19 protein-coding genes and 1 pseudogene are annotated in these 22,472 nt (G+C 62.4%); 16 read left to right on the top strand and 4 right to left on the bottom strand.

Features of this window, described 5'->3' with window-relative positions; translation table 11 throughout:
* The first annotated feature begins 33 nt into the window (after positions 1–33).
* Both AC0L24_RS31240 and AC0L24_RS31235 read left to right on the top strand, forming a co-directional pair.
* Positions 34–1,182, top strand: coding sequence for a pyridoxal phosphate-dependent aminotransferase (locus AC0L24_RS31240; protein WP_127810292.1), 1,149 nt, complete (start codon positions 34–36; stop codon positions 1,180–1,182).
* Positions 1,183–1,186: 4 nt separating this feature from the next.
* Positions 1,187–2,170: a glutaminase gene (locus AC0L24_RS31235; RefSeq protein WP_127810293.1), complete on the top strand. Its 984-nt coding sequence runs from the start codon at positions 1,187–1,189 to the stop codon at positions 2,168–2,170.
* Positions 2,171–2,271: 101 nt separating this feature from the next.
* Here AC0L24_RS31235 and AC0L24_RS31230 read toward each other — a convergent pair whose 3' ends face one another.
* Positions 2,272–5,214 (bottom strand): Rne/Rng family ribonuclease, encoded by a 2,943-nt coding sequence (locus AC0L24_RS31230; RefSeq protein WP_127810294.1) that lies wholly within the window; start codon positions 5,212–5,214, stop codon positions 2,272–2,274.
* Between the two features lie 653 nt (positions 5,215–5,867).
* Between AC0L24_RS31230 and AC0L24_RS31225 the strand changes: the two genes are divergently transcribed.
* The 9 genes and pseudogenes from AC0L24_RS31225 (at position 5,868) to AC0L24_RS31185 (ending at position 14,402) form a co-directional block, all read left to right on the top strand.
* Positions 5,868–7,130 (top strand): N-acetylmuramoyl-L-alanine amidase, encoded by a 1,263-nt coding sequence (locus tag AC0L24_RS31225; protein ID WP_127395904.1) that lies wholly within the window; start codon positions 5,868–5,870, stop codon positions 7,128–7,130.
* Between the two features lies 1 nt (position 7,131).
* Positions 7,132–7,314, top strand: coding sequence for a hypothetical protein (locus tag AC0L24_RS31220; protein WP_127323273.1), 183 nt, complete (start codon positions 7,132–7,134; stop codon positions 7,312–7,314).
* Positions 7,315–7,344: 30 nt separating this feature from the next.
* Positions 7,345–9,801, top strand: coding sequence for a penicillin-binding protein 1A (locus tag AC0L24_RS31215; RefSeq protein WP_128363348.1), 2,457 nt, complete (start codon positions 7,345–7,347; stop codon positions 9,799–9,801).
* A gap of 118 nt (positions 9,802–9,919) precedes the next feature.
* A protein-coding gene (prfB, locus tag AC0L24_RS31210) for a peptide chain release factor 2 (RefSeq protein WP_127272597.1) occupies positions 9,920–11,051 on the top strand; the annotation gives its coding sequence in 2 pieces (ribosomal slippage) (positions 9,920–9,985 and positions 9,987–11,051; 1,131 coding nt in all).
* A gap of 79 nt (positions 11,052–11,130) precedes the next feature.
* On the top strand, positions 11,131–11,550 hold the full coding sequence (locus AC0L24_RS31205; RefSeq protein WP_127395902.1) for a GFA family protein: 420 nt from the start codon (positions 11,131–11,133) through the stop codon (positions 11,548–11,550).
* 286 nt (positions 11,551–11,836) lie between these two features.
* The gene (locus AC0L24_RS31200; RefSeq protein ID WP_023812122.1) at positions 11,837–12,214 is read left to right on the top strand and encodes a hypothetical protein; all 378 of its coding nucleotides are present in this window, start codon (positions 11,837–11,839) and stop codon (positions 12,212–12,214) included.
* Between the two features lie 158 nt (positions 12,215–12,372).
* A pseudogene (locus AC0L24_RS31195) lies at positions 12,373–12,742 on the top strand (GFA family protein).
* Positions 12,743–12,918: 176 nt separating this feature from the next.
* A complete protein-coding gene (locus AC0L24_RS31190; RefSeq protein WP_013531371.1) occupies positions 12,919–13,569 on the top strand; it encodes a YiaD family glycine zipper/OmpA-like lipoprotein in 651 nt (216 codons plus the stop codon).
* A gap of 227 nt (positions 13,570–13,796) precedes the next feature.
* Positions 13,797–14,402, top strand: a complete 606-nt coding sequence (locus tag AC0L24_RS31185) for a hypothetical protein (RefSeq protein WP_292634306.1) — start codon at positions 13,797–13,799, stop codon at positions 14,400–14,402.
* A 74-nt stretch (positions 14,403–14,476) separates the two neighbouring features.
* Here AC0L24_RS31185 and AC0L24_RS31180 read toward each other — a convergent pair whose 3' ends face one another.
* Positions 14,477–16,063, bottom strand: coding sequence for a DEAD/DEAH box helicase (locus AC0L24_RS31180; RefSeq protein WP_473564778.1), 1,587 nt, complete (start codon positions 16,061–16,063; stop codon positions 14,477–14,479).
* 202 nt (positions 16,064–16,265) lie between these two features.
* A complete protein-coding gene (locus AC0L24_RS31175; RefSeq protein WP_023812117.1) occupies positions 16,266–17,039 on the bottom strand; it encodes an NAD kinase in 774 nt (257 codons plus the stop codon).
* A gap of 290 nt (positions 17,040–17,329) precedes the next feature.
* Here AC0L24_RS31175 and AC0L24_RS31170 point away from each other — a divergent pair, with 290 nt between their 5' ends.
* Positions 17,330–17,494, top strand: coding sequence for a hypothetical protein (locus tag AC0L24_RS31170; protein WP_164748845.1), 165 nt, complete (start codon positions 17,330–17,332; stop codon positions 17,492–17,494).
* A 274-nt stretch (positions 17,495–17,768) separates the two neighbouring features.
* A complete protein-coding gene (locus AC0L24_RS31165; RefSeq protein WP_292703985.1) occupies positions 17,769–18,740 on the top strand; it encodes an NAD-dependent epimerase/dehydratase family protein in 972 nt (323 codons plus the stop codon).
* A gap of 117 nt (positions 18,741–18,857) precedes the next feature.
* Here AC0L24_RS31165 and AC0L24_RS31160 read toward each other — a convergent pair whose 3' ends face one another.
* Positions 18,858–19,037 carry a hypothetical protein gene (locus AC0L24_RS31160; RefSeq protein ID WP_127381575.1) on the bottom strand — a complete coding sequence of 60 codons (180 nt, stop codon included), beginning with the start codon at positions 19,035–19,037 and terminating at the stop codon, positions 18,858–18,860.
* Positions 19,038–19,104: 67 nt separating this feature from the next.
* Between AC0L24_RS31160 and AC0L24_RS31155 the strand changes: the two genes are divergently transcribed.
* From AC0L24_RS31155 to AC0L24_RS31145, 3 genes are all read left to right on the top strand, one after another.
* Positions 19,105–20,139: an extracellular solute-binding protein gene (locus AC0L24_RS31155; RefSeq protein ID WP_127810298.1), complete on the top strand. Its 1,035-nt coding sequence runs from the start codon at positions 19,105–19,107 to the stop codon at positions 20,137–20,139.
* Positions 20,140–20,227: 88 nt separating this feature from the next.
* Positions 20,228–21,655 (top strand): amidase, encoded by a 1,428-nt coding sequence (locus AC0L24_RS31150; protein ID WP_473564777.1) that lies wholly within the window; start codon positions 20,228–20,230, stop codon positions 21,653–21,655.
* 114 nt (positions 21,656–21,769) lie between these two features.
* Positions 21,770–22,471, top strand: coding sequence for a TetR/AcrR family transcriptional regulator (locus AC0L24_RS31145; protein WP_013531378.1), 702 nt, complete (start codon positions 21,770–21,772; stop codon positions 22,469–22,471).
* Position 22,472 lies beyond the last annotated feature (1 nt).

Genomic DNA, 22,472 nt, shown 5'->3' with positions numbered 1-22,472 from the left:
CTGGCGCCGTCAGTCATCGGGAATACTGGTTAAATGGTCGTTTCGCTCTCACGTCGTGGCAATGTCGAGCCCTTCCATGCGATGGACATTCTGGCAGAGGCAAACCGGCTGAAGTCCCAGGGCGTGCCGGTTGTTTCGATGGCCGTCGGCCAGCCCTCCGATCCCGCACCGGTTCTGGTTCGCGCCGCAGCCGCCAAGGCGCTGCAGGACGGACGCATCGGCTACACCGACGCGCTGGGACTGGCAGGTTTGCGCAAGGCGATCGCCGGACACTACGCCGATCACTACGGGCTTGATATCGAGCCCGGCCGGATCGCGGTGACCACTGGATCGTCGGCCGCCTTCAACCTCGCCTTCCTGGCGATGTTCGACCCGGGTGACCGCGTCGCCATCGCGGCACCCGGCTATCCCGCCTATCGCAACATCATGGCCGCGCTCGGCATCGAGGTGGTCGAGATCGAGCTGGGCGACGCCGCCTACGTGCATGCCGGCCATCTCGAGACCGCGCATCGTGAAAAGCCGCTGAAAGGCGTTCTCTTCGCCAGTCCCGCCAATCCAACCGGCGCGGTCATACCGGCCGATGAACTGGCGGCCCTGGTGAGGACGGCACAAGACCTCGGCATCGCCGTCATCTCCGACGAAATCTATCACCGGCTCGCCTATGCCGCCCCCGACACCACGGCGCTTGCCTATGGAGGCGACGTGACCGTGATCAACTCCTTCTCCAAATATTACTGCATGACCGGCTGGCGCATCGGCTGGATGGTGCTGCCGCAAGAACTGGTGCGGCCGGTCGAGCGCGTCGCCCAGAGCCTCTACATCTCGCCGCCGGAACTGTCGCAGATCGCGGCGATCGAAGCGTTCAGGGCGACCGAGGAACTGGAAGCGGTCAAGGGTCGCTATGCCTGGAATCGCGAACTCTTGATGAAACGCCTCCCGGAACTCGGCTTTCCGCTGGCGGCGCCCATGGACGGCGCCTTTTATGCCTTTTGTGACGTCACCAGGCATAGCAATGACAGCATGGCCTTCGCGCGAAAGATGCTGGCCGAGGCGCATGTCGCGGCAACACCCGGCCAAGACTTCGACACTCAGGCCGGGCACCGGACGATGCGTTTCTCCTACGCCGGCAGCCACGACGACATGGTTGAGGCAATGGCGCGCATCGAACGCTGGTTGAGGTAGCACCATGCCGGAACTCGAACAGGCCCCCAAACTTGATCAGGCCCACAAACTTGATCAGGCCTCCAAACTTGATCAGGCATTGGCCGAAGTCGCTGCCGAAATGGCCGATCGCACCGATCGCGGTGACGTCGCTTCCTACATTCCGCAGTTGGGTAAGGTCAATCCGAAGAAATTCGGCATCGCAGCGGTTACCAATGACGGGCGCGTGCTGACGGCGGGGGACGCCGACCAGGCCTTTTCCATCCAGAGCATCTCGAAAGTGTTCACCCTGACACTGGCGCTCGGCAATGTCGGCGACGCGCTGTGGCAGCGGGTCGGCCGCGAACCGTCAGGCAATCCGTTCAACTCGATCGTGCAGCTCGAGCATGAGAACGGCATTCCGCGCAACCCGTTCATCAATGCCGGCGCCATCGTCATTTCCGACATCCTGCTTGCCGGCCACCAGCCACGCGAGGCGATCGGCGAGATCCTGCGCTTCATCCAGTTCCTCGCCGACGACGAGACGATCATCATCGATCGCGAGGTGGCGGCGTCCGAGCGCGCCACCGGCTACCGCAACTTCGCGCTTGCCAACTACATGAAATCCTTCGGCAATCTCCACCATGCGCCGGAACTGGCGCTGGGCGTCTACTTCCACCATTGCGCCATCGCCATGAGTTGCCGGCAACTGGCGCTCGCCGGCCGCTTCCTCGCCAATGGCGGCAAGAACCCGGCGACCGGGCATTCCGTGGTGTCGGCCGAACGGGCACGCCGCATCGGCGCCATGATGCTGACCTGCGGCCATTATGACGGCTCCGGCGATTTCGCCTTCCGCGTCGGCATCCCCGGCAAGAGCGGCGTCGGCGGCGGAATATTGGGCATCGTGCCGGGCGTGGCGTCGCTTGCCGTCTGGTCGCCAGGTCTCAATGCCAACGGCAACTCCAAGCTGGGGTCGATCGCGCTGGAAAAGCTTGCCAGGATGATGAACTGGTCGATCTTCGCGCCGTAGCCTTCGCGATCCGCCATAGCGCCAGATAAGAAAATCCCGCGCCGGCGTGGAGCCGGCGCGGGATTTTTTTGTCAAAGAACTAGCTCATGCGATTGAAAGGCTTAGAAAAAGCCCTTCCGCTGCCACCAGCCGCCGCGCTTCGGCTTGTCCTCGGTCTTGTCCTCGGCCTTGGCCGCGGGCTCTTCCGCGACGATCGAAGACACGACCGGCTCGACCGGCGCATTCGCCGCCGCCGGCTTGCGCCGCGACGAGCGGGCCTTCGGTGCCTCCTCGACAGAAGCGATGGCTGCCTCGTCGGATGCGGTGACCGGCGTGTCGACCGGTGCTTCCACCTCCGCAGCCGGCTCATCGGCGACAATTTCGGCCGCGGCCTTCTTTGGCTTGGCGGCACGGCGTGGCTTCTTCGGCTTCTCCGTGCTCGGCGCGTCGTCATTGGCCGGGGCAAGCGCCACCGGCTCTTCGGCTGGTGCAGCAACGACCGGCTCGCCGGCGATCACCTCGGTTGCCCGGACTTCGCCTTCAGGCGCGTCTGCTGTTTCGCCAGCACTTGCCTCAGCCTCGCCTTCACCGTCTTCGCGACGGTTGCGCTTGCCGCCGCGCTTGCCGCGCCGGCGCTTTTTGCCCTGGCCTTCGTCCGAAGCTTCAGCTGTCTCAGACGTTTCGGCAACACCGACAGGAGCATTGTCGTCCGTTTCCGTGTCGCCATCGCTGGCGGCCGAGTCCGGGTCCGAAAACTCACCGGCCGGAGCCGAGACGGAAGCACCGTCCGCAGGGGCGCCATGTTCGCGATCGCGATCCTTGCCGCCGCGCCGGCGCCGACGCTTGCGGCGCTTGCGGTCGCGGCCGTCGCCTTCCTCGCCACCGGCAGCGGGCCGGGGCTGTTGTTGCTGCGGCTGCTGGCGTGGCTGTTCGGCCTGCACCGGCGCCTCGTCATCTTCCTCGACGACGACAATCTCGTCCTCGGGCTCTTCCGGCTCGACATAGGCCGGGAAGCTGCGCGCCTCGACGAAGCCTTCCGGCTTTTCAGCCAGCGCGCCGCGGAAGATCGCATAGTGCTGCGAACCCACCGAATCGTCGGCCTCGACGGTGATCGTCAGCCCGAAGCGGCTTTCGAGTTCGACCAGCGTGCCGCGCTTGTGATTGAGCACGTAGAGTGCGGTCGCCGCCGGCGTCCGCACCGTGATGTGGCTGCGGGAATCCTTGAGCAGGAATTCCTCAATCGCCCGCACCACCATCAGCGCGACCGACGAATCGGAGCGCACATGGCCGGTGCCGCCGCAATGCGGGCAAGGCTTCATTGTCGATTCCAGCACGCTGGCGCGGATGCGCTGGCGGGACATCTCCATCAGGCCGAAATGCGAGATACGGCCGACCTGGATGCGCGCACGATCGTTCTTGAGGTGATCCTTCAACCGCTTCTCGACGGAGCGGTTGTTGCGGTTCTCCTCCATGTCGATGAAGTCGATGACGATCAAGCCGGCGAGATCGCGCAGCCTGAGCTGACGCGCGACTTCCTCGGCCGCTTCCAGATTGGTGTGGAGTGCGGTGTCCTCGATCGAGTGCTCCTTGGTGGAGCGGCCCGAATTCACATCGATGGCAACCAGCGCCTCGGTCTGGTTGATGATGATGTAGCCGCCGCTCTTCAGCGTCACCTGCGGCTGCAGCATGCGGTCGAGCTGTGCCTCGATGCCGTTGCGCACGAAGATCGGCGTCGTGTCGCGGAACGGCTGAACCACCTTGGCGTGGCTCGGCATCAGCATGCGCATGAAGTCCTTGGCCTCGCGATAGCCTTCCTCGCCGGAGACAAGAATCTCGTCGATATCCTTGTTATAGAGGTCGCGCACCGAGCGCTTGATCAGGCTGCCTTCCTCGTAGACCAGGGCAGGGGCCGTGGACTGCAAGGTGAGATTGCGGACATTTTCCCAAAGCCGCATCAGATATTCGTAATCGCGCTTGATCTCGGCCTTGGTGCGGCTCTCGCCGGCGGTGCGCAGGATCACGCCCATGCCCTGCGGCACTTCGAGATCGGCAACGACCTCCTTCAGGCGCTTGCGGTCGACCGCGCTGGTGATCTTGCGCGAAATGCCGCCGCCACGCGCCGTGTTCGGCATCAGCACCGAATAGCGGCCGGCAAGCGACAGATAGGTGGTCAGTGCCGCACCCTTGTTGCCGCGCTCTTCCTTGACGACCTGCACCAAGAGGATCTGCCGGCGCTTGATCACTTCCTGGATCTTGTACTGGCGGCGCACCGGCTTGCGGCGGTTGCGCACTTCTTCCAGCGCGTCCTCGGCGCCGACCGATTCGACCTCGTGATCGTCCGGATGCGAGGACTGCACTTCTTCCAGCATGCCGCGATCATTGTCGCCGGAGGTCGCCTCGCTGCCTTGTTCGGCCTGCGGAACGGCTTCGGAAATCACATCGGCCTCGACCGAGGCGGCGATCGACGTCGGACCGCCTTCGCGGGTTTCGCCTTCGTCCTGCTCGGCGGAATCCTGGCCATGTTCGGACGCATCGGCATGTTCGGACGCATCGGCCGCATGTTCGATGATCTCGGACGTGTGCGAGATCTCCTCGAAACCAGCGTCGGCGCCCTCTTCCGCCTCGTCGGCAGTGTCGCTTGCCTCGCTGGAATCGGCTGCATCGCGCTTGTGCTCACCCCGGTCGCGGGGCTTGCCGCCGCGCCGGCGGCCGCGCCGTCCGCGATCGCGGCTCTGGCGATCATCGCCGTCGCCGTCCTCGTTCTCTTCGTCCTCAGCCTCCTGCGCTTCCGCGCGCAGCAGTGCCTGACGATCGGCGACCGGAATCTGGTAGTAGTCGGGGTGAATTTCACTGAAGGCGAGAAAACCGTGACGGTTGCCGCCATATTCGACAAAGGCTGCCTGAAGGGAGGGCTCTACGCGCGTTACGCGGGCTAGGTAGATGTTTCCTTTGAGCTGCTTCTTGTCCTGGGATTCAAAGTCGAATTCTTCAATACGGTTACCGCGTACGACGACGACGCGTGTTTCCTCCGGGTGGGAGGCGTCTATCAGCATTTTGTTGGGCATTATTTCGTTTCCCCCCGGCAGCCGTCAGCCGCAGCTTGCGAGGCAAAGCCTGCTGCTGCGTGCCTGGGATGTGGGTGCCGGATATTTGATCGTCCGTCGGCCGCCGCTTGAGCGCCATGGCGGTGCCGCCCGCAGCCATAATGGCGCGGTTTGATGCGGACCTTTCCATGATTGCGCTTGAAGCCATCGTCACCAACAGAACCTTTTGAACCAAAGCCCGGATGAACCGGACCAGCTTGTTTGCTCCTACAGAGCCGGCGCGGGAACAAACCCGGCCGTTTTCCTCACGCAGGCGATTCCCCCGCCACGGGAGCACGCCTGCGAAATTCGTCGCGATCACCTGAACCCTTTTCGCCTAAAGCGAAAGGAGCCGCCTTTACGTCTGACCCTGTAGCAAGAAGCTGCGGAGGAGGGCGGTTCCAGGATTGCAGTGATCCACCATCGCTTTTATGATTTGGCGGGGTGGAAGGCAACCCCGATTTCCGATGCCGGCAAAAAGCCGTTCCGTAGCGTAAGCCAGCTTGCCGCCCTTGCATGAAAAGGCTTGGTTAACCTTCTCTGGATACCAATCGTTAATCGAGTTCGCGGCCTAACCGGCATTTCGACGAAACGACCCGGCGCCGGGCGCCAAACCGGGAGCGACTGGAAGAGAGATGGGATTGGCGGACTTCACAGACAAGGGATGTCGTGTCGGCGGCCGGATCCTGGCCGCTTTCTGCCTCTTGCTGCTGCTGGCGGTCTCATCTGCCTTGTCCTCAAAAGCCAATGCCGCCGACGCTCCGCTCGTGGCAAAAGGTTACAAGATGGCTGGCGATGCCACCAAGATGCGCATCGTCATGGACTTCGATCGCGAACCCGATATCAAATGGTTCCTGCTGCGCGGTCCCAACCGCCTTGTCATCGATCTCGCGAATACGAGATTCGCCGTTGATGCCAAGGACTTGAAGGCGCGGGGCCTGGTCAAGGGCGTGCGCCTGGGCGCGCTCGGCGAGGGCGTTTCGCGGCTGATCCTCACCGGCAAGGGACCGTTCGCCGTCGACAAGCTCGACGTGCTCAAGAACGAGGACGGAACCGGCTACCGCATTGCCATCGACATGTCGGCGGCATCCGAGCGCGAGTTCGACGTGGCGCTGGCCAACCAGGCGCTGACCACCGGATCGACCGTTTCGACCGACAAGGGAGGGCGGGTCGGCACCGGACCGGTTTCCAATCCGGGTCATCGGTTCACCGTCGTCATCGATCCCGGCCATGGCGGCATCGACGGCGGTGCCGAGGGCCTGAACGGCACCATCGAGAAGAATGTCACGCTGGCCTTCGCCACGGAGCTGCGCGACAAACTCGCAGCCGTTGGCAATTATGATGTGTTCATGACGCGCGACACAGACGAATTCCTGCGTCTTGATGACCGCGTGCGCATCGCCCGTCAGCATGAGGCCGACCTGCTTATTTCGATCCATGCCGACACGATCAGCGTCAAGGGCATTCGCGGCGCCACCGTCTACACCGTCTCCGACAAGGCTTCGGACCCCGAGGCGCAGGCGCTTGCCGACCGAGAAAACCTCTCCGATCAGTTCGCCGGCATGGAAATCAAGAACGACAACAAGGAAGTCACCGACATCCTGATCGACCTGATCCGCCGCGAAACGCACAATTTCTCGATGAGTTTCGCCCACACGCTGGTTGGCCAGTTGTCGACCAGCGTCGGCCTCATCAACAATCCGCAGCGTTCGGCGGGCTTCAAGGTGCTCAAGGCACCCGACGTGCCGTCGGTGCTGGTCGAACTCGGTTATCTCTCGAACGCCAAGGACGAGGCGCAGTTGCTCAACGCCGACTGGCGCGGCAAGGCGGCCCAGAGTATAACCAACGCCGTCGCGCTGTTCGCGTCGGCCAAGGCCGGACCGGGAACCGGAGGTTGACATGACCGGCGGCGCCTGCAACCAGAGGCGGCGTTGCGCGACGACAACACCCAATGCTTTTTATTTCCGGCTCGCGACCGCGAAATCAGGCATTGCCGTATTTTGTCCACATGGCGGCGACAAGGGTTTTCGATTACGGATTGGGACCGGCTCGAAAGCTTGCGCGAAAGGCGGCTTCGTTTAGGAAATTCCCGAACCAAGGACTGGAGCGGGTATGATTCGTCTCATTGGCTATTTTTTCGGCATCGGCACGACGCTGGCCCTTTTGGTCGCGGCGGGCGTTGCGATCTACATCGGCCATTTGTCGAAAGATCTGCCCGACTACGAGGTGCTGGCCAAATACGAGCCGCCGGTGACCACCCGCATCCATGCGTCGGACGGCGCGCTGATGGCCGAATACGCGCGCGAACGGCGCCTGTATTTGCCGATCCAGGCCATACCGGACCGCGTCAAGGCGGCCTTCCTGTCGGCCGAAGACAAGAATTTCTACAATCACCCAGGCATCGATGTGACCGGCCTCGGCCGCGCCATCATCGTCAACCTGCAGAATCTCGGCTCGGGCCGGCGTCAGGTCGGCGCCTCGACGATCACCCAGCAGGTGGCGAAGAACTTCCTGTTGTCCTCGGACCAGACCTACGAGCGCAAGATCAAGGAGATGATCCTCGCCTTCCGCATCGAGCAGGCCTATCCCAAGGATCGCATTCTCGAGCTCTACCTCAACGAAATCTTCTTCGGCTTCGGCGCCTATGGCGTCGCCGGTGCGGCGCTGACCTATTTCGACAAGTCGGTCAACGAACTGTCCGTGGCCGAGGCCGCCTACCTGGCCTCGCTGCCCAAGGGGCCGAACAACTACCACCCTTTCAAGCATGCCGATCGCGCGATCGAGCGCCGCAACTGGGTCATCGACCAGATGGTCGAGAACGGCTACGTCACGCGTGAGGAAGGCAACAAGGCCAAGGCCGAGCCGTTGGGCGTGACGCCGCGCCGCAGCGGCACCTATCTGTTCGCCGGCGAGTACTTCACCGAAGAGGTGCGCCGCCAGATCATCGCCCGCTACGGCGAGAACGCGCTTTACGAAGGCGGCCTCTCCGTCCGCACCACGCTCGATCCGAAGATCCAGCTCATTGCCCGCAAATCGATGCAGAACGGGTTGATGAAATACGACACGTTGCGCGGTTATCGCGGGCCGGTAACATCGATCGACGTGTCGGGCGACTGGGGCGTGCCGCTTGGCGCCGTCAAGGGGCTGGAGGATGTTCCCGAATGGTCGCTCGCCGTCGTGCTCGACAGTTCGGCGACCGGGCTGACGATCGGCCTGCAGCCCGCACGGCAGGCGTCGGGCGAGATCGTCAAGGAGCGCGTCGAAGGCACCATCAGCAAGGAGGACATGGGTTTTGCCATGCGCCATGTGGTTGCCGGCAAGACCGTCAAGGCCAAGTCGCCGGCGGAGGTGCTGAAGCCGGGCGACGTCGTCTTCGTGCAGAAAAACGATGGTGCCGATGGCGCCTACAGCCTGCGCCAGGTGCCCGAAGTGGAAGGCGGCCTGATCGCCATGGACCCGCACACCGGCCGGGTGCTGGCCATGGTCGGCGGCTTCTCCTATGCGCAGTCCGAATTCAACCGTGCCACGCAAGCCATGCGCCAGCCGGGCTCCTCGTTCAAGCCGATCGTCTATTCGGCCGCACTCGACAATGGCTATACGCCGGCCTCGGTGATCATGGACGGGCCGATCACGATCCAGAGCGGCAACACGAGCTGGACGCCCAAGAACTATGACGGCACCGTCGCCGGTCCGGCGACCCTGCGCTCCGGCATCGAGAAGTCGCGCAACCTGATGACGGTGCGGCTTGCCAATGACATGGGGATGAAGTTGGTCGTCGAATATGCCGAGCGCTTCGGTGTCTACGACCATCTGGCACCCTATCTACCGATGGCGCTGGGTTCCGGCGAAACCACCGTGATGCGCATGGTGTCGGCCTATTCGATCATGGCCAATGGCGGCAAGTCGATCAAACCGTCGCTCATCGACCGCATCCAGGACCGCTACGGCAAGACGGTGTTCAAGCAGGACGAACGTGGCTGCCAGGGCTGCAATGCGCCCGAATGGCAGAACCAGCCGGAGCCGGAACTCGTCGACAATTCCGAGCAGGTGCTCGATCCGATGACGGCCTACCAGATCACCTCGATGATGGAAGGTGTCGTGCAGCGCGGCACCGGCGCCACCATCAGTGAACTCGGCCGTCACATCGCCGGCAAGACCGGAACGACCAACGACGAAAAGGACGCCTGGTTCATCGGTTACACGCCCAACCTCGTCGTCGGCCTCTACATGGGCTACGACACGCCGCGCGGCCTCGGCCATGGCGCCACCGGTGGTGGCCTCGCGGCCCCGATCTTCAAGGACTTCATGCGGGTGGCGCTGGACGGCACGCCCAATGTCGACTTCAAGGTGCCCGAAGGCATGAACCTTGTCGCCATCAACCGCAAGACCGGCATGCGTGCCGCATCGGGCGATCCGGGCACCATCATCGAAGCCTTCAAGCCGGGTACCGGTCCCGCCGACAGCTATTGGGTCATCGGCATGGGCGCCGACGGCTCCAATGCCACCGGTGGCGCGTTGTCACCGCAGGCCAACCAGGCCATCCAGTCCGGCGGCGGCGGCCTCTACTGACGATTTTCATGAGCGGATGGGCTGGCCTTGGCGCCAGCCCATTTTGCTTTACAGCCGGCGGCGGCCTGCCTATGTATCGCGCCGACCGACTTCAGCAAACAGGACAGAACAGCCAGCCATGCGCGCGGAAACGCAGAATATTGTCGACGAGATCAGGCAGGCGATAACCCTGCTGAGGAGGCATCTTTGACTGGGATCAGGCCATAAAGCGGCTTGAATACCTCAATGTGCGCGCCGAGGACGCCAGCCTCTGGAACGAGCCGCTGGAAGCGCAGAAGCTGATGCGCGAGCGCCAGGGCCTCGAAGAGGGCATCGCCTCGGTGAAAGGTCTGACGCAGGCGCTGGAAGACAATATCGGCCTGATCGAGCTCGGCGAGGAAGAGCGCGACGAGGGGGTCATTGCCGAGGCCGAAGCCGCGATCCGCTCGATGCAAGGCGAAGCGAAGGCCCGCCAGGTCGAGACGTTGCTGTCGGGTGAAGCAGATTCCAACGACACCTATCTCGAAATCCATGCCGGTGCCGGCGGCACCGAAAGCCAGGACTGGGCCTCGATGCTGCTGCGCATGTACACGCGCTGGGCCGAGCGTCGTCGCTTCAAGGTCGAAGTGCTGGAAATGCATGACGGCGAAGAGGCCGGCATCAAGTCGGCCACGTTGATGATCAAAGGCCACAATGCCTATGGCTGGATGAAGACGGAATCGGGCGTTCATCGCCTGGTGCGTATTTCGCCCTATGACAGCAATGCGCGCCGGCATACGTCCTTCGCCAGCGTCTGGGTCTATCCGGTCATCGACGACACGATCGAGATCGACGTCTCCGAATCCGATGTCCGCATCGATACTTATCGCTCGTCCGGCTCGGGCGGCCAGCACGTCAACACCACCGATTCGGCCGTGCGCATCACGCATCTGGCCACCGGCATTGCGGTTGCCTGCCAGGCCGAACGTTCGCAGCACAAGAACAAGGCCAAGGCCTGGGAGATGCTGCGCTCGCGCCTTTATGAGGAAGAGCTGAAGAAGCGCGAGGCGGTTGCAAACGCCACCGAAGCGTCGAAGAGCGATATAGGCTGGGGTCACCAGATACGCTCCTATGTGCTGCAGCCCTACCAGCTGGTGAAGGATCTCCGCACCGGCGTCGAGAGCACCAGCCCGTCGAGCGTGCTCGATGGCGACCTCGACGATTTTATGGAAGCCTCGTTGTCGCAGCGCATCGAAGGCGGTGCGGGCGAAGCCGTAGCAGACCTGGATTAGGATACGTCCATGTTCAGGTGAGGCTAGCCTGACCTCAATCTGAACATACCCCTGCGCACCACAGCGACGGAGGAGAGGATTGGCGAGCAAGCTCACCGGAAAGTGCTTTTGCGGCGCGGTTCACTACGAGGTCGCCGACGAATTCCTCTATGCCGCGAATTGCCATTGTTCGGACTGCCGGCGCACCACCGGTTCGGCCTTCAAGTCTTTCGCCGGTATCGAGCGTGAAAAGCTTGTCCTCACCGAAGGCGAGGACAAGCTTCTGATCTTCGGCGACGAAAGCGGCCATAACGCGCATTGCGGCCGGTGCGGCTCCTTGCTTTATTCGCTGGTGCGCGACGGCGCCTACGTCCATGTCGCCATGGGAACGCTCGTCGACGACCCGTCCATCCGTCCAACGGAGCACATCTTCGTCGGTTCGAAGGCGGGCTGGTTCACCATCACCGATAACCTGCCGCAGTATCAAGAGCACGTGATTGCCGGCTCTGACCAGCAATAGGCTGGAACCACAGCGGGCCAATTCCGTTTATTCGACGCCCGTTTGCCGGGAATTGACCTTGGCCTCATCTCGTCGGCGGTAGCGGATACCTGACGTCCATAGAACGATGTCGGGAATGCATCTTCTTGCGCCGACCAAGGAATCAGCCCAGCATCCAAACGCTGGGAGAGAAAAAGCATTTATGGCCGGACGCGGCATATCTGCGACCCGACGATCCGGCCACTGGGAAGATACGTTCCGGGAACGGGCAAGCGAAACGCTTGAGCTCGTTTGAAAGGAACGCGTCATGTCTGCTGCCACACTCAGATCGGCCAATGCCGTTCAACCGGCTGGCCGACTTTTGTTTTCCCTGTTCGCGATCGGCGCTATGGCAATGCTGACGGCACCTGCCTTCGCGCATGACGCCACACCCACGGCGGCAAAGCCACAGGGCTGGAGTTATCCGTTCGCATGCTGCGCCAACTATGATTGTCGCACGACCCATACAGGCGAAGTGCTGGAGAAACCCGAGGGCTATGTCATCGCCGGAACGGGTGAGATCGTTCCAATGACCGACAAGCGTGTCAAGGACAGCCCGGACGGCGAGTTCCATTGGTGTGCGCACCAAGCGGGCCTCGACGCCGGCAAGACAATCTGCCTGTTCGTGCCGCCGCGCTCTTATTGACGACAGGACGGCGGTCGGACGTCCGCGGTCGCGTGTGACCGGGGCCGCAGGCCGGGTTTGCGCGGTTCGGGTGATGCCTGCTGACAGACAGTTGTCAGGAGCACCTCTTTATGCTGCCTTTGCCGCACAGGGTGGCGGGCGACAGGACGAGTTCGTTGATGACCATCAAGGCAAGCTGTCATTGCAAGGCGACGACATTCGAGGTTTCGCAGGCACCGCAGACGGTGACGCAATGCACCTGTTCTTTCTGCTCGAAACGCGGCTCGCTCGGGGCCTACTACGTGCCTTCGCAATTCAAGCTCACCAGCCCCGATGGAGAGCGTCTCTTTCTACCGCTGGGGATCGAAAACCGTAAAGCACGGTTTTTGCGCCGCCTGCGGCTGCGGCACCTTTACCGAAACGCCGGACTGGTCGACCGGCGAGCCGGATTTCGACAATCCCAAGATCAGCGTCAACTCGCGACTGTTCGACGATTTCGATCTCGACAAGGTCGAAGTGGTGGTCATAGACGGCAAGAACCTCTGGTAGCCTGATCCGAACGATTGCGGCCCGGCGATGCGGCGCTATCACCGTGTATCGGTCCCTCGGGAAAAGCCGTGAGCGGCGCTTTTGCCGTTCCGCTTTTCGCCGCAATTCGTGGTACAAGTCGCGGGAAGGGCTGATTTGGCGCCACCGCAAGGCGTGACTTGGAGAGGGACGATCCTATGAAAAAGACTGTGCTCGTCGTCGTGGCGACGGCTGTGCTCGTGAGCGCCTGCACCACCACCGATCCGTATACGGGCGACCAGAAGATTTCCAACACGGCGGCCGGCGCCGGCCTTGGTGCTCTGGCGGGTGCAAGCCTTGGCCTGCTTGCCGGCGGCAATGACCGCCGCAACGCACTGATCGGCGCCGGCATCGGCGCGCTGGCCGGCGGCGCCATCGGCGCCACCATGGACCAGAACGAGGCCGAACTGCGCCGGCAACTCGAGGGCACCGGTGTCAGTGTCACCCGCAGCGGCGACCAGATCATCCTCAACATGCCGTCCGACATCACCTTCAACTCGGATCAGGATGCGGTGAAGCCCGGCTTCTACCAGGTCCTGAACTCTGTCGCGCTGGTGCTGAAGAAGTTCAAGCAGACCACGGTCGACGTGTTCGGCCACACCGATTCGACCGGTGGCGACCAGCACAATTTCGATCTGTCGCAGCGCCGTGCTTTGGCGGTGGCGAACTATCTGTCCGGTCAGGGCGTGGATCAGCGGCGCTTCGCAGTCACCGGCTTCGGCAAGACACGCCCGGTCGCATCCAATGCCACGGCCGAAGGTCGCGCCCAGAACCGCCGCGTCGAGATCCAGCTTTCGCCGCTCACCTGATTTGTACGGCAAACCAATGCGAAACGGCTCCCATGGGGGGCCGTTTTTGTTTGAGCGGATATTGGTGTTATTCAATTAGTTATTGCTAAAATACATCTTTCCCGCAGCTATGGAAAGGAATAGCATCATCGCTGTTCCTGAGGGGATGAGGCGGTGTCACTGGCCGCGCAATCAGCATTTTTCCGCCTCGGTCTTGCACGGCCAGATCAGAAATCTGGGAGGAATGCATGACAAGAACAGCCAGCCTTGGGCGCTGCGGCGTCCTCGTTTTGACAGGTTTGGTAGGCGCGTGGCTGAACGTTGCTTCGGCTCGCGCCGAGGACGCCAACAAGGCCGACATCGAAGCCTTGAAGAAGTCGCTCGCCAAATATGAGGATTACACCGCTGCCGTCCGCGACCTCTATCTGTCGACGGTCGGCTGCGTCCACTACAGCGGAGAAAAGATACCGGGCGCGATGGACTACCCGAAGGGCGCCATGGGCATCCACTTCGTCAATGTCCTGAGTGTCGGCCAGAAGCTCGATCCGATGAGGCCGAACGTGCTGATCTACGAGCCGACCAGGAAAGGCCTGAAGTTGGTCGGAGTGGAATGGCTGGTGCCGCTGACGCCGGACACCAAGGAGCCGCCCAAGCTGTTTGGCCAAACCTTCATGGGGCCTATGGAGGGGCACTACCCTCTCATCCCGAAGGAGTTCGTCCACTATGATCTTCACGCCTGGCTCGGGGACAACCCGAACGGCATGTTCAGTCCGACGAACCCGAACGTGAAATGCAGCAAGGCCGAGTTTCCGATGCTGGAGAAACCGACCAAGATGATGCCCGGGCCGATGTAACGGGCGAGCCAGGCTGAAAGAGCGTTGCCGAGAAGGCAAGCCCGATGGCTTGCTTGCTTTCGAAGCGGTCGGGATCAGACCTTGGCGATGATCCGCATGAAGGCCGGCATGTCGTCGCCGAAGCCAACGGTGGAATCATTGTCTTCCTGGTGGCGTTGGCGGGCAGGGCGGCTGTTGTCGCGCTGCGGCCGGGTGTCGCCGCGTTCGGGTGCGCGCTGTTCATTGCGATCGGATGGTTTGCGCTCGGTGTTTTCCGAACGGATCGCTTCCTTGCGCGAACGCCGTTCGCCGATGTCGGCGGCTGCGGCCTCGGCCACCGGCTGATCCTCGCGGACTGTTTCCGGTGCGGCATCTTCGCTGCGCTTGGCGTGGCGTTCGCGCGGTTTGCGCTCGCCGCTCTTTTCCCTGCCGCGGTCGTCGTCCTTGCGTCCGGCACGGCGCGGCGCGCCCTTGCCACGGCGCGGAGCATCGTCCTCGCCTTCGCTGGCAACCACCGTCGACAAGTCGCCGTCATGCCACTCGATCTTGTTGCCGATCAGACGTTCGATGGCATCGATGTATTTGGTGTCAGATTTGGTCGCGATGGTGAAGGATTTTCCGGAGCGTCCGGCGCGCCCGGTGCGGCCGATACGGTGGACATAGTCCTCGGCGTGGATCGGCACGTCATAGTTGAAGACATGGCTGACATCGGGGATGTCGAGGCCGCGCGCGGCAACGTCGGAAGCGACGAGGTAGCGCAGCTTGCCGTCGCGGAAATTGGCCAGCATCTGCATGCGCGCGCGCTGGTCCATGTCGCCATGCAGCGCACCGGCGTCGAAATCATGCTTCAGCAGCGAGCGGAACAGCTCCGACACTTCGACCTTGCGGTTGCAGAAGATGATGGCGTTCTTCAGTTCTGCGTCTTCGGCCTTGATCAAATTGCGCAGCGTCTCGCGCTTGTCCCACGGCTTGGAGCCTGATTTGACCAGCCGCTGGATGATGTTGGTGGCGGCGGATGCTGCCTTCGAAACCTCGACGCGGACCGGCGCGTGCAGGAACTTTTCGGTGAGCTTGGTGATTTCGGGCGGCATCGTCGCCGAAAAGAACAGCGTCTGCCTGGTGAACGGGATCATTTCGCAGATGCGCTCGATGTCGGGAATGAAGCCCATGTCGAGCATGCGGTCCGCTTCGTCGATGACGAGGATCTCGACGCCGTTGAGCAACAGCTTGCCGCGCTCGCGGTGATCGAGCAGACGGCCGGGCGTCGCGATCAGCACGTCGGCGCCACGCTCCAGCTTCTTGTCCTGTTCGTCGAACGACACGCCGCCGATCAGAAGCGCGATGTTGAGCTTATGGTTCTTGCCGTATTTGACGAAGTTTTCCTCGACCTGAGCGGCGAGCTCGCGCGTCGGCTCCAGAATGAGCGTGCGCGGCATGCGAGCGCGGGCGCGGCCCTTTTCCAGCCTTGTGAGCATCGGCAACACGAAGGAGGCCGTCTTGCCGGTGCCGGTCTGGGCAATGCCCAGCACGTCCTTGCCCAGCAGGGCATGCGGAATGGCGCCCGCCTGGATCGGCGTCGGCTCGGTGTAGCCGGCGTCGGTGACTGCGGAAAGGACCTTCGGCGACAGGCCGAGGTCTGAAAAGGTCAACGCTTCTGGAGCGGTCGTGGTGTCTGAGGACAAGTGTTGTTGTCTTTGGCTGGTTCGGGGAAGCGCAACGGCGTCTAATGGCGTCTGTCGCGGCAAGCGCCACGCGCCTGCAAGATTGGTATTGCAATTAGGAGCAAGCCCTCGATTTGTCAACAGAAACGGGCAGCAATGGCACGATTGTGAAGTTGTAACCTTAATCGGGATGCTTAATCGACCTGTCGGTCGCAGCGCCGGCTCAATAGCGGAACTGTTCGGCGAGAATACGCTCGTTCCAGGAATGATTGGGATCGAACAGCAACGTTGCTGTCGCCGTTGGTGATTCTCGCACCGTCACCGAGGTCACGGCCTTGACCTCGGTATGGTCGGCGGCGGCGTTTACCGGCCGCTTTTCCGGCTCGCGGATGTCGAAGCGGACGGTCGCCTTGTTGGAGAGCAGCGCGCCGCGCCAGCGGCGCGGGCGAAACGGGCTGACCGGGGTCAGCGCCAGCAGCGGCGCGTCGAGCGGCAGGATCGGTCCATGCGCCGAAAGATTGTAGGCGGTGGACCCGGCCGGGGTTGCGATCATGACGCCGTCGCAGTTCAGTTCCTCAAGCCGGACCTGTTCGTCGACGGTGATGCGGATCTTGGCCGTCTGGTACGACTGGCGCCATAGCGCCACCTCGTTGATCGCCAGTGCTGAAATCGTTTCGCCTTCCGAGGTCACGGCCAGCATCTCCAGCGGGCGGATCGTTTCGGCGACGGCGGCCTCGAGACGCTCGGTGAGGCCACCGGAACGATACTCGTTCATCAGGAAGCCGATGGTGCCACGGTTCATGCCGTAGACCTTCTTGCCGGTCCCCATCGTGTCGCGCAGGGTCTGCAGCAGGAAGCCGTCACCCCCAAGCGCAACGACGATCCCGGCCTCCTCGACGGAAGACTGGCCATAGCGCGCCGACAGGCTTTCCAGCGCCGTCTTGGCGTCGGCGGTGTCGGACGAGACGAAGGCGATGCGGCTGGCGGCTTTGCTCATGGCTCCCCGATGACGACCGATTGGCAGCGGCCGGTTGCTGGGCCGCGCCAGCGCCGGGGTAGCATGGGCGGGGTACGTCTGCAAAGGGAGGTGCCATCCCGGATGGCAACGCCATCCCGGATGGTACGGCCATGCCGATCGGCGGATGCGGGCATGCCGTTCGCGGATCATGTCAAAGGCTACGCGAATGTGATGGTTAAGACGGGCCTTAAAGTCTCGTAAAGCCGGATCGGTCATGTTAGCCGGCAGTGGATGGGTGGCGTGGGGGCTAGCCAGTCGAGGCCGACATATTGCCGGTAACACGCCTGATCATCGTCTTCCTGATGCTGGGAAGCTTCGCGCTGCTCTTTGCCGAACTGGTGCGCCAGTCCGAAGAGACGAGCTTCCGGCCGCAGCCCACGGCGTCGCGCTGTGGTGATGCAGCCGGGGCGCCATGCCCGCAAAGGGCGCTGTAGCCCTGAAATGTCCTGATCATCCTCGCGATGACGGGCAGCATCGGCGGTCGCTTCGATGCGCGACATCGCGCGGCAGTTTCTCTGCTTAACAGCAGAGGCCGGTCGGCCGCCGCACGTTCCACTTGTGAAGGCTTGCTGTTTGCACTCGCGGCGCTTGGCGGTGTAGATGGGTGCATCGATTGGCGGAAAGGCTTTTGGGTAGCTCGCATCCGCTGTTGTTGGGAAACAAGCCCTGGGCTCGTTGACTGGCCGGTGTCTGGAGCGGGGGTTTTCCATGTCACGCAGCGTGTTGATCTCTGGCGGCTGCGGTTTCCTGGGCTCGCATCTGGTCGACCGTCTGTTGCGGCGAAGCGATGTGGAAAAGCTGGTCGTCGTCGACAATCTTTGGACCGGGACGCGAGACAACATCGCGCATGTCGCCGATCCGCGTTTCGATCTGCAGATTGCCGACGCCGAAAGCTTTTCATCCCTTCAGCGCTTCGATGAGATCATCCATCTCGCCTCGCCGGCGTCGCCGCTTTGGTACATGCGCGAGCCGGTACGCACGATCAAGGCCAATATCGGCGGCGCGCTCAATCTCCTGACGCTGCTCAAGTCCGGCGGTCGCTTCTGCTTCGCCTCGACCTCGGAAGTCTACGGCGACCCCCTGGTTTCACCGCAACCCGAGAGTTACAGGGGATCGGTGGACTGCACCGGTCCCAGGGCTTCCTATGATGAAAGCAAGCGCTGCACAGAGGCATTGCTGTTCGAGCAGCAGCGGGTCGGCGGGCTCGACATTCGCGTCGTCAGGATATTCAACACATATGGGCCACGAACCCGCATCGACGACGGACGCGCCGTCTCGAATTTTGCCATCCAGGCACTGACAACCGGGGTTCTGACGGTTTATGGCGACGGCTCTCAATCGCGCAGTTGGGGTTATGTCGACGACACCGTCGAGGGGCTGGAACGTTACTTCTGGCGCGACGGCGTCTCGCATCGCGGTCCTCTGAACATTGGCAACGACCACGAGGTTTCGGTCCTGCGCATCGCGGAATTCGTAAGATCGCTTGTCCCCGGCAGCCGCATCGAGCACCACCCTCCAGCTCCCCAGGATCCGACAAATCGGTGTCCGGACCTGACTTTGGCGAGGCATGTCCTTCCTGGCTGGGAAGCGAGGACGAGCTATCAGGAAGGCATCGGGCGCACCTTCGATTGGTTCCGCCAGCGAATTGCGGCCGCGAGCATTTCGGCCTCCACGGCCTGACGCGTCCGGTATCGCGGCTAAACCTCTTTCTGCCTGCTCACTCAGTCACCATCTCATCGGGCGCATCGTCAATCGCCGAGCAATGGCCGTACCCGCGGAAAGATATTGACTGTATGTTTAGTCATAGTTACTCCTGAGGTCGCGAATTGAGTTGGACAGCCGGCGCCAGCCGGTGAATGGCCACAATGAAGAGGGAAATATCTCGACCACGATGCGGCTTGCCGTTGCCGGCGCGCCGCATGCCGCAACTGCGATGTCGACGGCCGGGCTCGAGCCGGTCGGCATTGCCGCGGCCATCTTTTCGTCAGCAGGAAACGGACCTGGGGCCGTAGTGCCGCCGGTCCCAACAATGGGAGCAAGCAGCATGAACTGGAAACTGACCGCGACGGCCATCGGCCTGTCGCTGCTGACTGTCACGGGCGTGGCCCGTGCCGACGGCGAGCTCAACATCTACAATTGGGGCAACTACACCAGCCCCGACCTGATCAAGAAGTTCGAGGAGACCTACAAGGTCAAGGTCACCGTCACCGACTATGACTCCAACGATACCGCCTTGGCCAAGGTCCGGCAGGGCGCCTCCGGCTATGACATCGTCGTGCCTTCGGCGAGCGTCGTGCCGGTCTGGATCAGCGAAGGTCTGCTCTTGGAGACCGATCCCAACAAGATGGAAAACTTCAAGAACGTCGATCCCAGGTGGGTCGATGTTCCATTCGATCCAGGCCGTAAATACACCGTTCCATGGCAGTGGGGCACGACCGGCATTTCGGTGAACAAGTCGGTCTATGCCGGCGATCCGAACACATCGGCGATCTTCCTCGACCCACCTCCCGAACTCGTCGGCAAGATCAATGTCGTACCCGAAATGGGTGACATCATGTTCCTCGCCATCGCCTACGAGGGTGGCAAATATTGCAGCAGCGACATGCAGATGCTGAAGAAGGTGCATGACAGGCTGGTGGAGGCGAAGGCGAAATGGCTTTCGCTCGACTATGCGGCCGTCGATGGCTTGGGCAGGGGCGACATCGCCGCGGGCGTCAACTGGAACGGCATATCGCTGCGCGAACGGCTTGAGAACGACAAGATCGTCTATGGCTATCCCAAGGAAGGCTATCCGATCTGGATGGACAATGTCGCTGTCCTCAAGGACGCCAAGAATGTCGACAACGCCAAGCTGTTCCAGAACTTCATCATGAATCCGCAGAATGCGGCACTGATCTCAGCCTTTGCGCGTTATTCGAACGGCATCAAGGGCTCGGAAGCCTTCATGCCCGACGACATGAAGACCGCGCCGGAAGTCAACATTCCCGCCGAGTTCGCCGCCAAGGGCCAGTTCATGCTGGCCTGCCCGCCCGATGTGCAGGCGCTCTACACGAAGATCTGGACCGACCTGCAGAAATGACCTGACCAGGCTTTCCCGCGCCGCCGCACGCGGCGCGGTCATCTTCCGTCCATGCCAAACGCGATGCGCAGATCGCAGGAGACTTCCCATGACCGATCTCGACCTTTGCTACATGCCGGCCAGCGAGGCGCTGCGGCTGTTCAAGGCGAAGAAGCTTTCGCCCGTCGAACTGATGCAGGCCACCATCCGCCGCGCCGAAGCCACCAAGGCGACGATCAACTGCCTCACCTTCACGCATTTCGACGAGGCGATGGACCTGGCCAGGAAAGCCGAGGCGAAATACGCCAGCGGTGCCAAGACCGGGGCGCTCGAGGGCCTGCCGATCGGCATCAAGGACGAGAGCTACATCAAGGGCAAGCCGACCTCGCACGGCTCGCTGCTGTCCGGGGATGCTATCGGTGGCCATACCTCGACGATGAACGAGCGCATCATCAAGGCCGGAGGCATTGTCCATGCCCGCACGGCGACGCCTGAATTCAGCTGCGCCGGCTACACCTGGTCGAAACGCTGGGGCGTGACGCGCAATCCGTGGAACCCGGATTTCACGCCCGGCGGTTCGTCGGGAGGCTCCGCGGCGACGCTGGCATCCGGCACGTCGTCGATCGCCACCGGTTCGGACATTGCCGGATCGATCCGCATTCCCGCGTCGGCCTGCGGTCTTGTCGGCTTCAAGCCGCCTTACGGGCGCAATCCGGACGAGCCGCCATTCAACCTCGACTTCTACTGCCACACCGGACCGCTGGCGCGAAACGTCGGGGATGCGATCCTGCTGCAGAATGTGATGGCCGGACCAAGCCCGCTCGACATCGCCACGCTGCGCCCGAAACTGCGCCTGCCGCTCGACTACAAGCCGATCAAGGGCTGGAAGATTACTTTCTCGATGGACCTTGGTTCTTTCGAAGTCGACCCGGACGTGCGCAAGAACACGCTTGCCGCCTGCGATGTGTTCCGTTCGCTCGGCGCCACGGTCGAGCAAGTCGATCTGGGCTGGGGCGACGAAGTGCTCAGGGCGGGCATGGCCTATCTCGAGCATCTGTTCGGCGCATCGCTGTCGCAGTTGCTCAAGAAGCACGGCAAGGACATGACGAGCTATGCCAGGCAGTTCGCCGAGGACGGGCAAAAGTCGAAGGCGACGGACTTTGTCGGAACACTCGACGTGGCGGCCAGGATGTACCAGACGCTGGGGCCGCTGCTGGAGACCTACGATGTGCTGATCTGCCCGACCAACGCGCTTCCTTCCGTGCCGGCGGAGTTCGATCAGACCACGGGTACGGTCGAGATCAACGGTAAGCAGGTGAACCCGTCGTTGGGATGGGTGATGACGACGCCGTTCAACATGATGAGCCGTTGTCCGGTTCTGTCCATCCCTTCGGGTCGGGCGGCAAGCGGCGTGCCGACAGGCATCCAGATCGTCGGCCGCACCTATTGCGATGCCGATGTTTTCCGAGCGGCCATGGCCTATGAGACGGCCAACGGGCAGTGGTACACAAACGCCGAAACGCGTCCGTCGCTATAACAGGGCGATGCGGCTCTTGCCGCGGTTGGAGAGCCGACGCCGGACACCTCGAATAGACGAATCTGTGGTGGCGCCGGTGATCGCGCCAGAAGGTCCGAAAGGAGCTGGACGAAGATGGCGCAACAAAAGGCTGCGGCGGCAAAACGCAAAGGCGCAACGGCGAAGAATGGGCGTGCGGCAAACGATGCCGCGCCGCCCAAGGACCGTCGGCGCGAGCGCGGCGAAGCCAGCGTACAGCGGATCATCGACGCCACCATCGAGCTGATCGCGGAGGAGGGGCTGGCAAGCGTCACCATGCAGCGCATCGCCGAACATGTCGGCTCGTCCAATGCCCTGGTCGTCTTCCATTTCCGCAGCAAGGAGAACCTGTTTCGCGCCGTCCTGCAGTATCTCAGCGATCGATACGATGAGCTGTGGGTGACGTTGGTGCGGGCGCCCGGCCTGTCGCCGGTTGAGCGGGCTCTGGGCGCGGTCGATTGCGCGCAACGTTTCGCCCGCCAGCACCCGAAATGGGTTTCAGTTTTTGTCGTGTTCTCCAGCGACCGCAAGAGCATGCAGATCTACAACGAAATCGGCCTGCCGAGCGACCTTGCCTACACCGCCGAGGCGCGCGAGCTGCTGATCGAGATTTCGCGCAGTGGCGGTTATACCGGCGTCGACATCGATACGCTGTCGGAGAGCCTGAATTATCTGGTTCATGGCGCCTGGTATTGGGATCATCTCAATCCGTCCAGCCGTGACACCAATGTGCTGCGCAAGACCATGCTGCTCCTGCTCCACCAAGCGTTCCCCCGGCATTTCGAACTGATGCGCTAAC

Source organism: Mesorhizobium sp. WSM4809 (assembly GCF_055811655.1).
This window is presented reverse-complemented; position numbering and strand designations above follow the sequence as displayed.

Coding starts and splice junctions, on each gene's coding strand:
- AC0L24_RS31150 (WP_473564777.1), top strand. CDS start 20,228: ATGACCGATCTCGACCTTTGCTACATGCCGGCCAGCGAGGCGCTGCGG.
- AC0L24_RS31155 (WP_127810298.1), top strand. CDS start 19,105: ATGAACTGGAAACTGACCGCGACGGCCATCGGCCTGTCGCTGCTGACT.
- AC0L24_RS31190 (WP_013531371.1), top strand. CDS start 12,919: ATGAAAAAGACTGTGCTCGTCGTCGTGGCGACGGCTGTGCTCGTGAGC.
- AC0L24_RS31220 (WP_127323273.1), top strand. CDS start 7,132: ATGACCGGCGGCGCCTGCAACCAGAGGCGGCGTTGCGCGACGACAACA.
- AC0L24_RS31165 (WP_292703985.1), top strand. CDS start 17,769: ATGTCACGCAGCGTGTTGATCTCTGGCGGCTGCGGTTTCCTGGGCTCG.
- AC0L24_RS31185 (WP_292634306.1), top strand. CDS start 13,797: ATGACAAGAACAGCCAGCCTTGGGCGCTGCGGCGTCCTCGTTTTGACA.
- AC0L24_RS31160 (WP_127381575.1), bottom strand. CDS start 19,037: ATGGCCGCGGCAATGCCGACCGGCTCGAGCCCGGCCGTCGACATCGCA.
- AC0L24_RS31200 (WP_023812122.1), top strand. CDS start 11,837: ATGTCTGCTGCCACACTCAGATCGGCCAATGCCGTTCAACCGGCTGGC.
- AC0L24_RS31240 (WP_127810292.1), top strand. CDS start 34: ATGGTCGTTTCGCTCTCACGTCGTGGCAATGTCGAGCCCTTCCATGCG.
- AC0L24_RS31145 (WP_013531378.1), top strand. CDS start 21,770: ATGGCGCAACAAAAGGCTGCGGCGGCAAAACGCAAAGGCGCAACGGCG.
- AC0L24_RS31235 (WP_127810293.1), top strand. CDS start 1,187: ATGCCGGAACTCGAACAGGCCCCCAAACTTGATCAGGCCCACAAACTT.
- AC0L24_RS31230 (WP_127810294.1), bottom strand. CDS start 5,214: ATGCCCAACAAAATGCTGATAGACGCCTCCCACCCGGAGGAAACACGC.
- AC0L24_RS31215 (WP_128363348.1), top strand. CDS start 7,345: ATGATTCGTCTCATTGGCTATTTTTTCGGCATCGGCACGACGCTGGCC.
- AC0L24_RS31225 (WP_127395904.1), top strand. CDS start 5,868: ATGGGATTGGCGGACTTCACAGACAAGGGATGTCGTGTCGGCGGCCGG.
- AC0L24_RS31175 (WP_023812117.1), bottom strand. CDS start 17,039: ATGAGCAAAGCCGCCAGCCGCATCGCCTTCGTCTCGTCCGACACCGCC.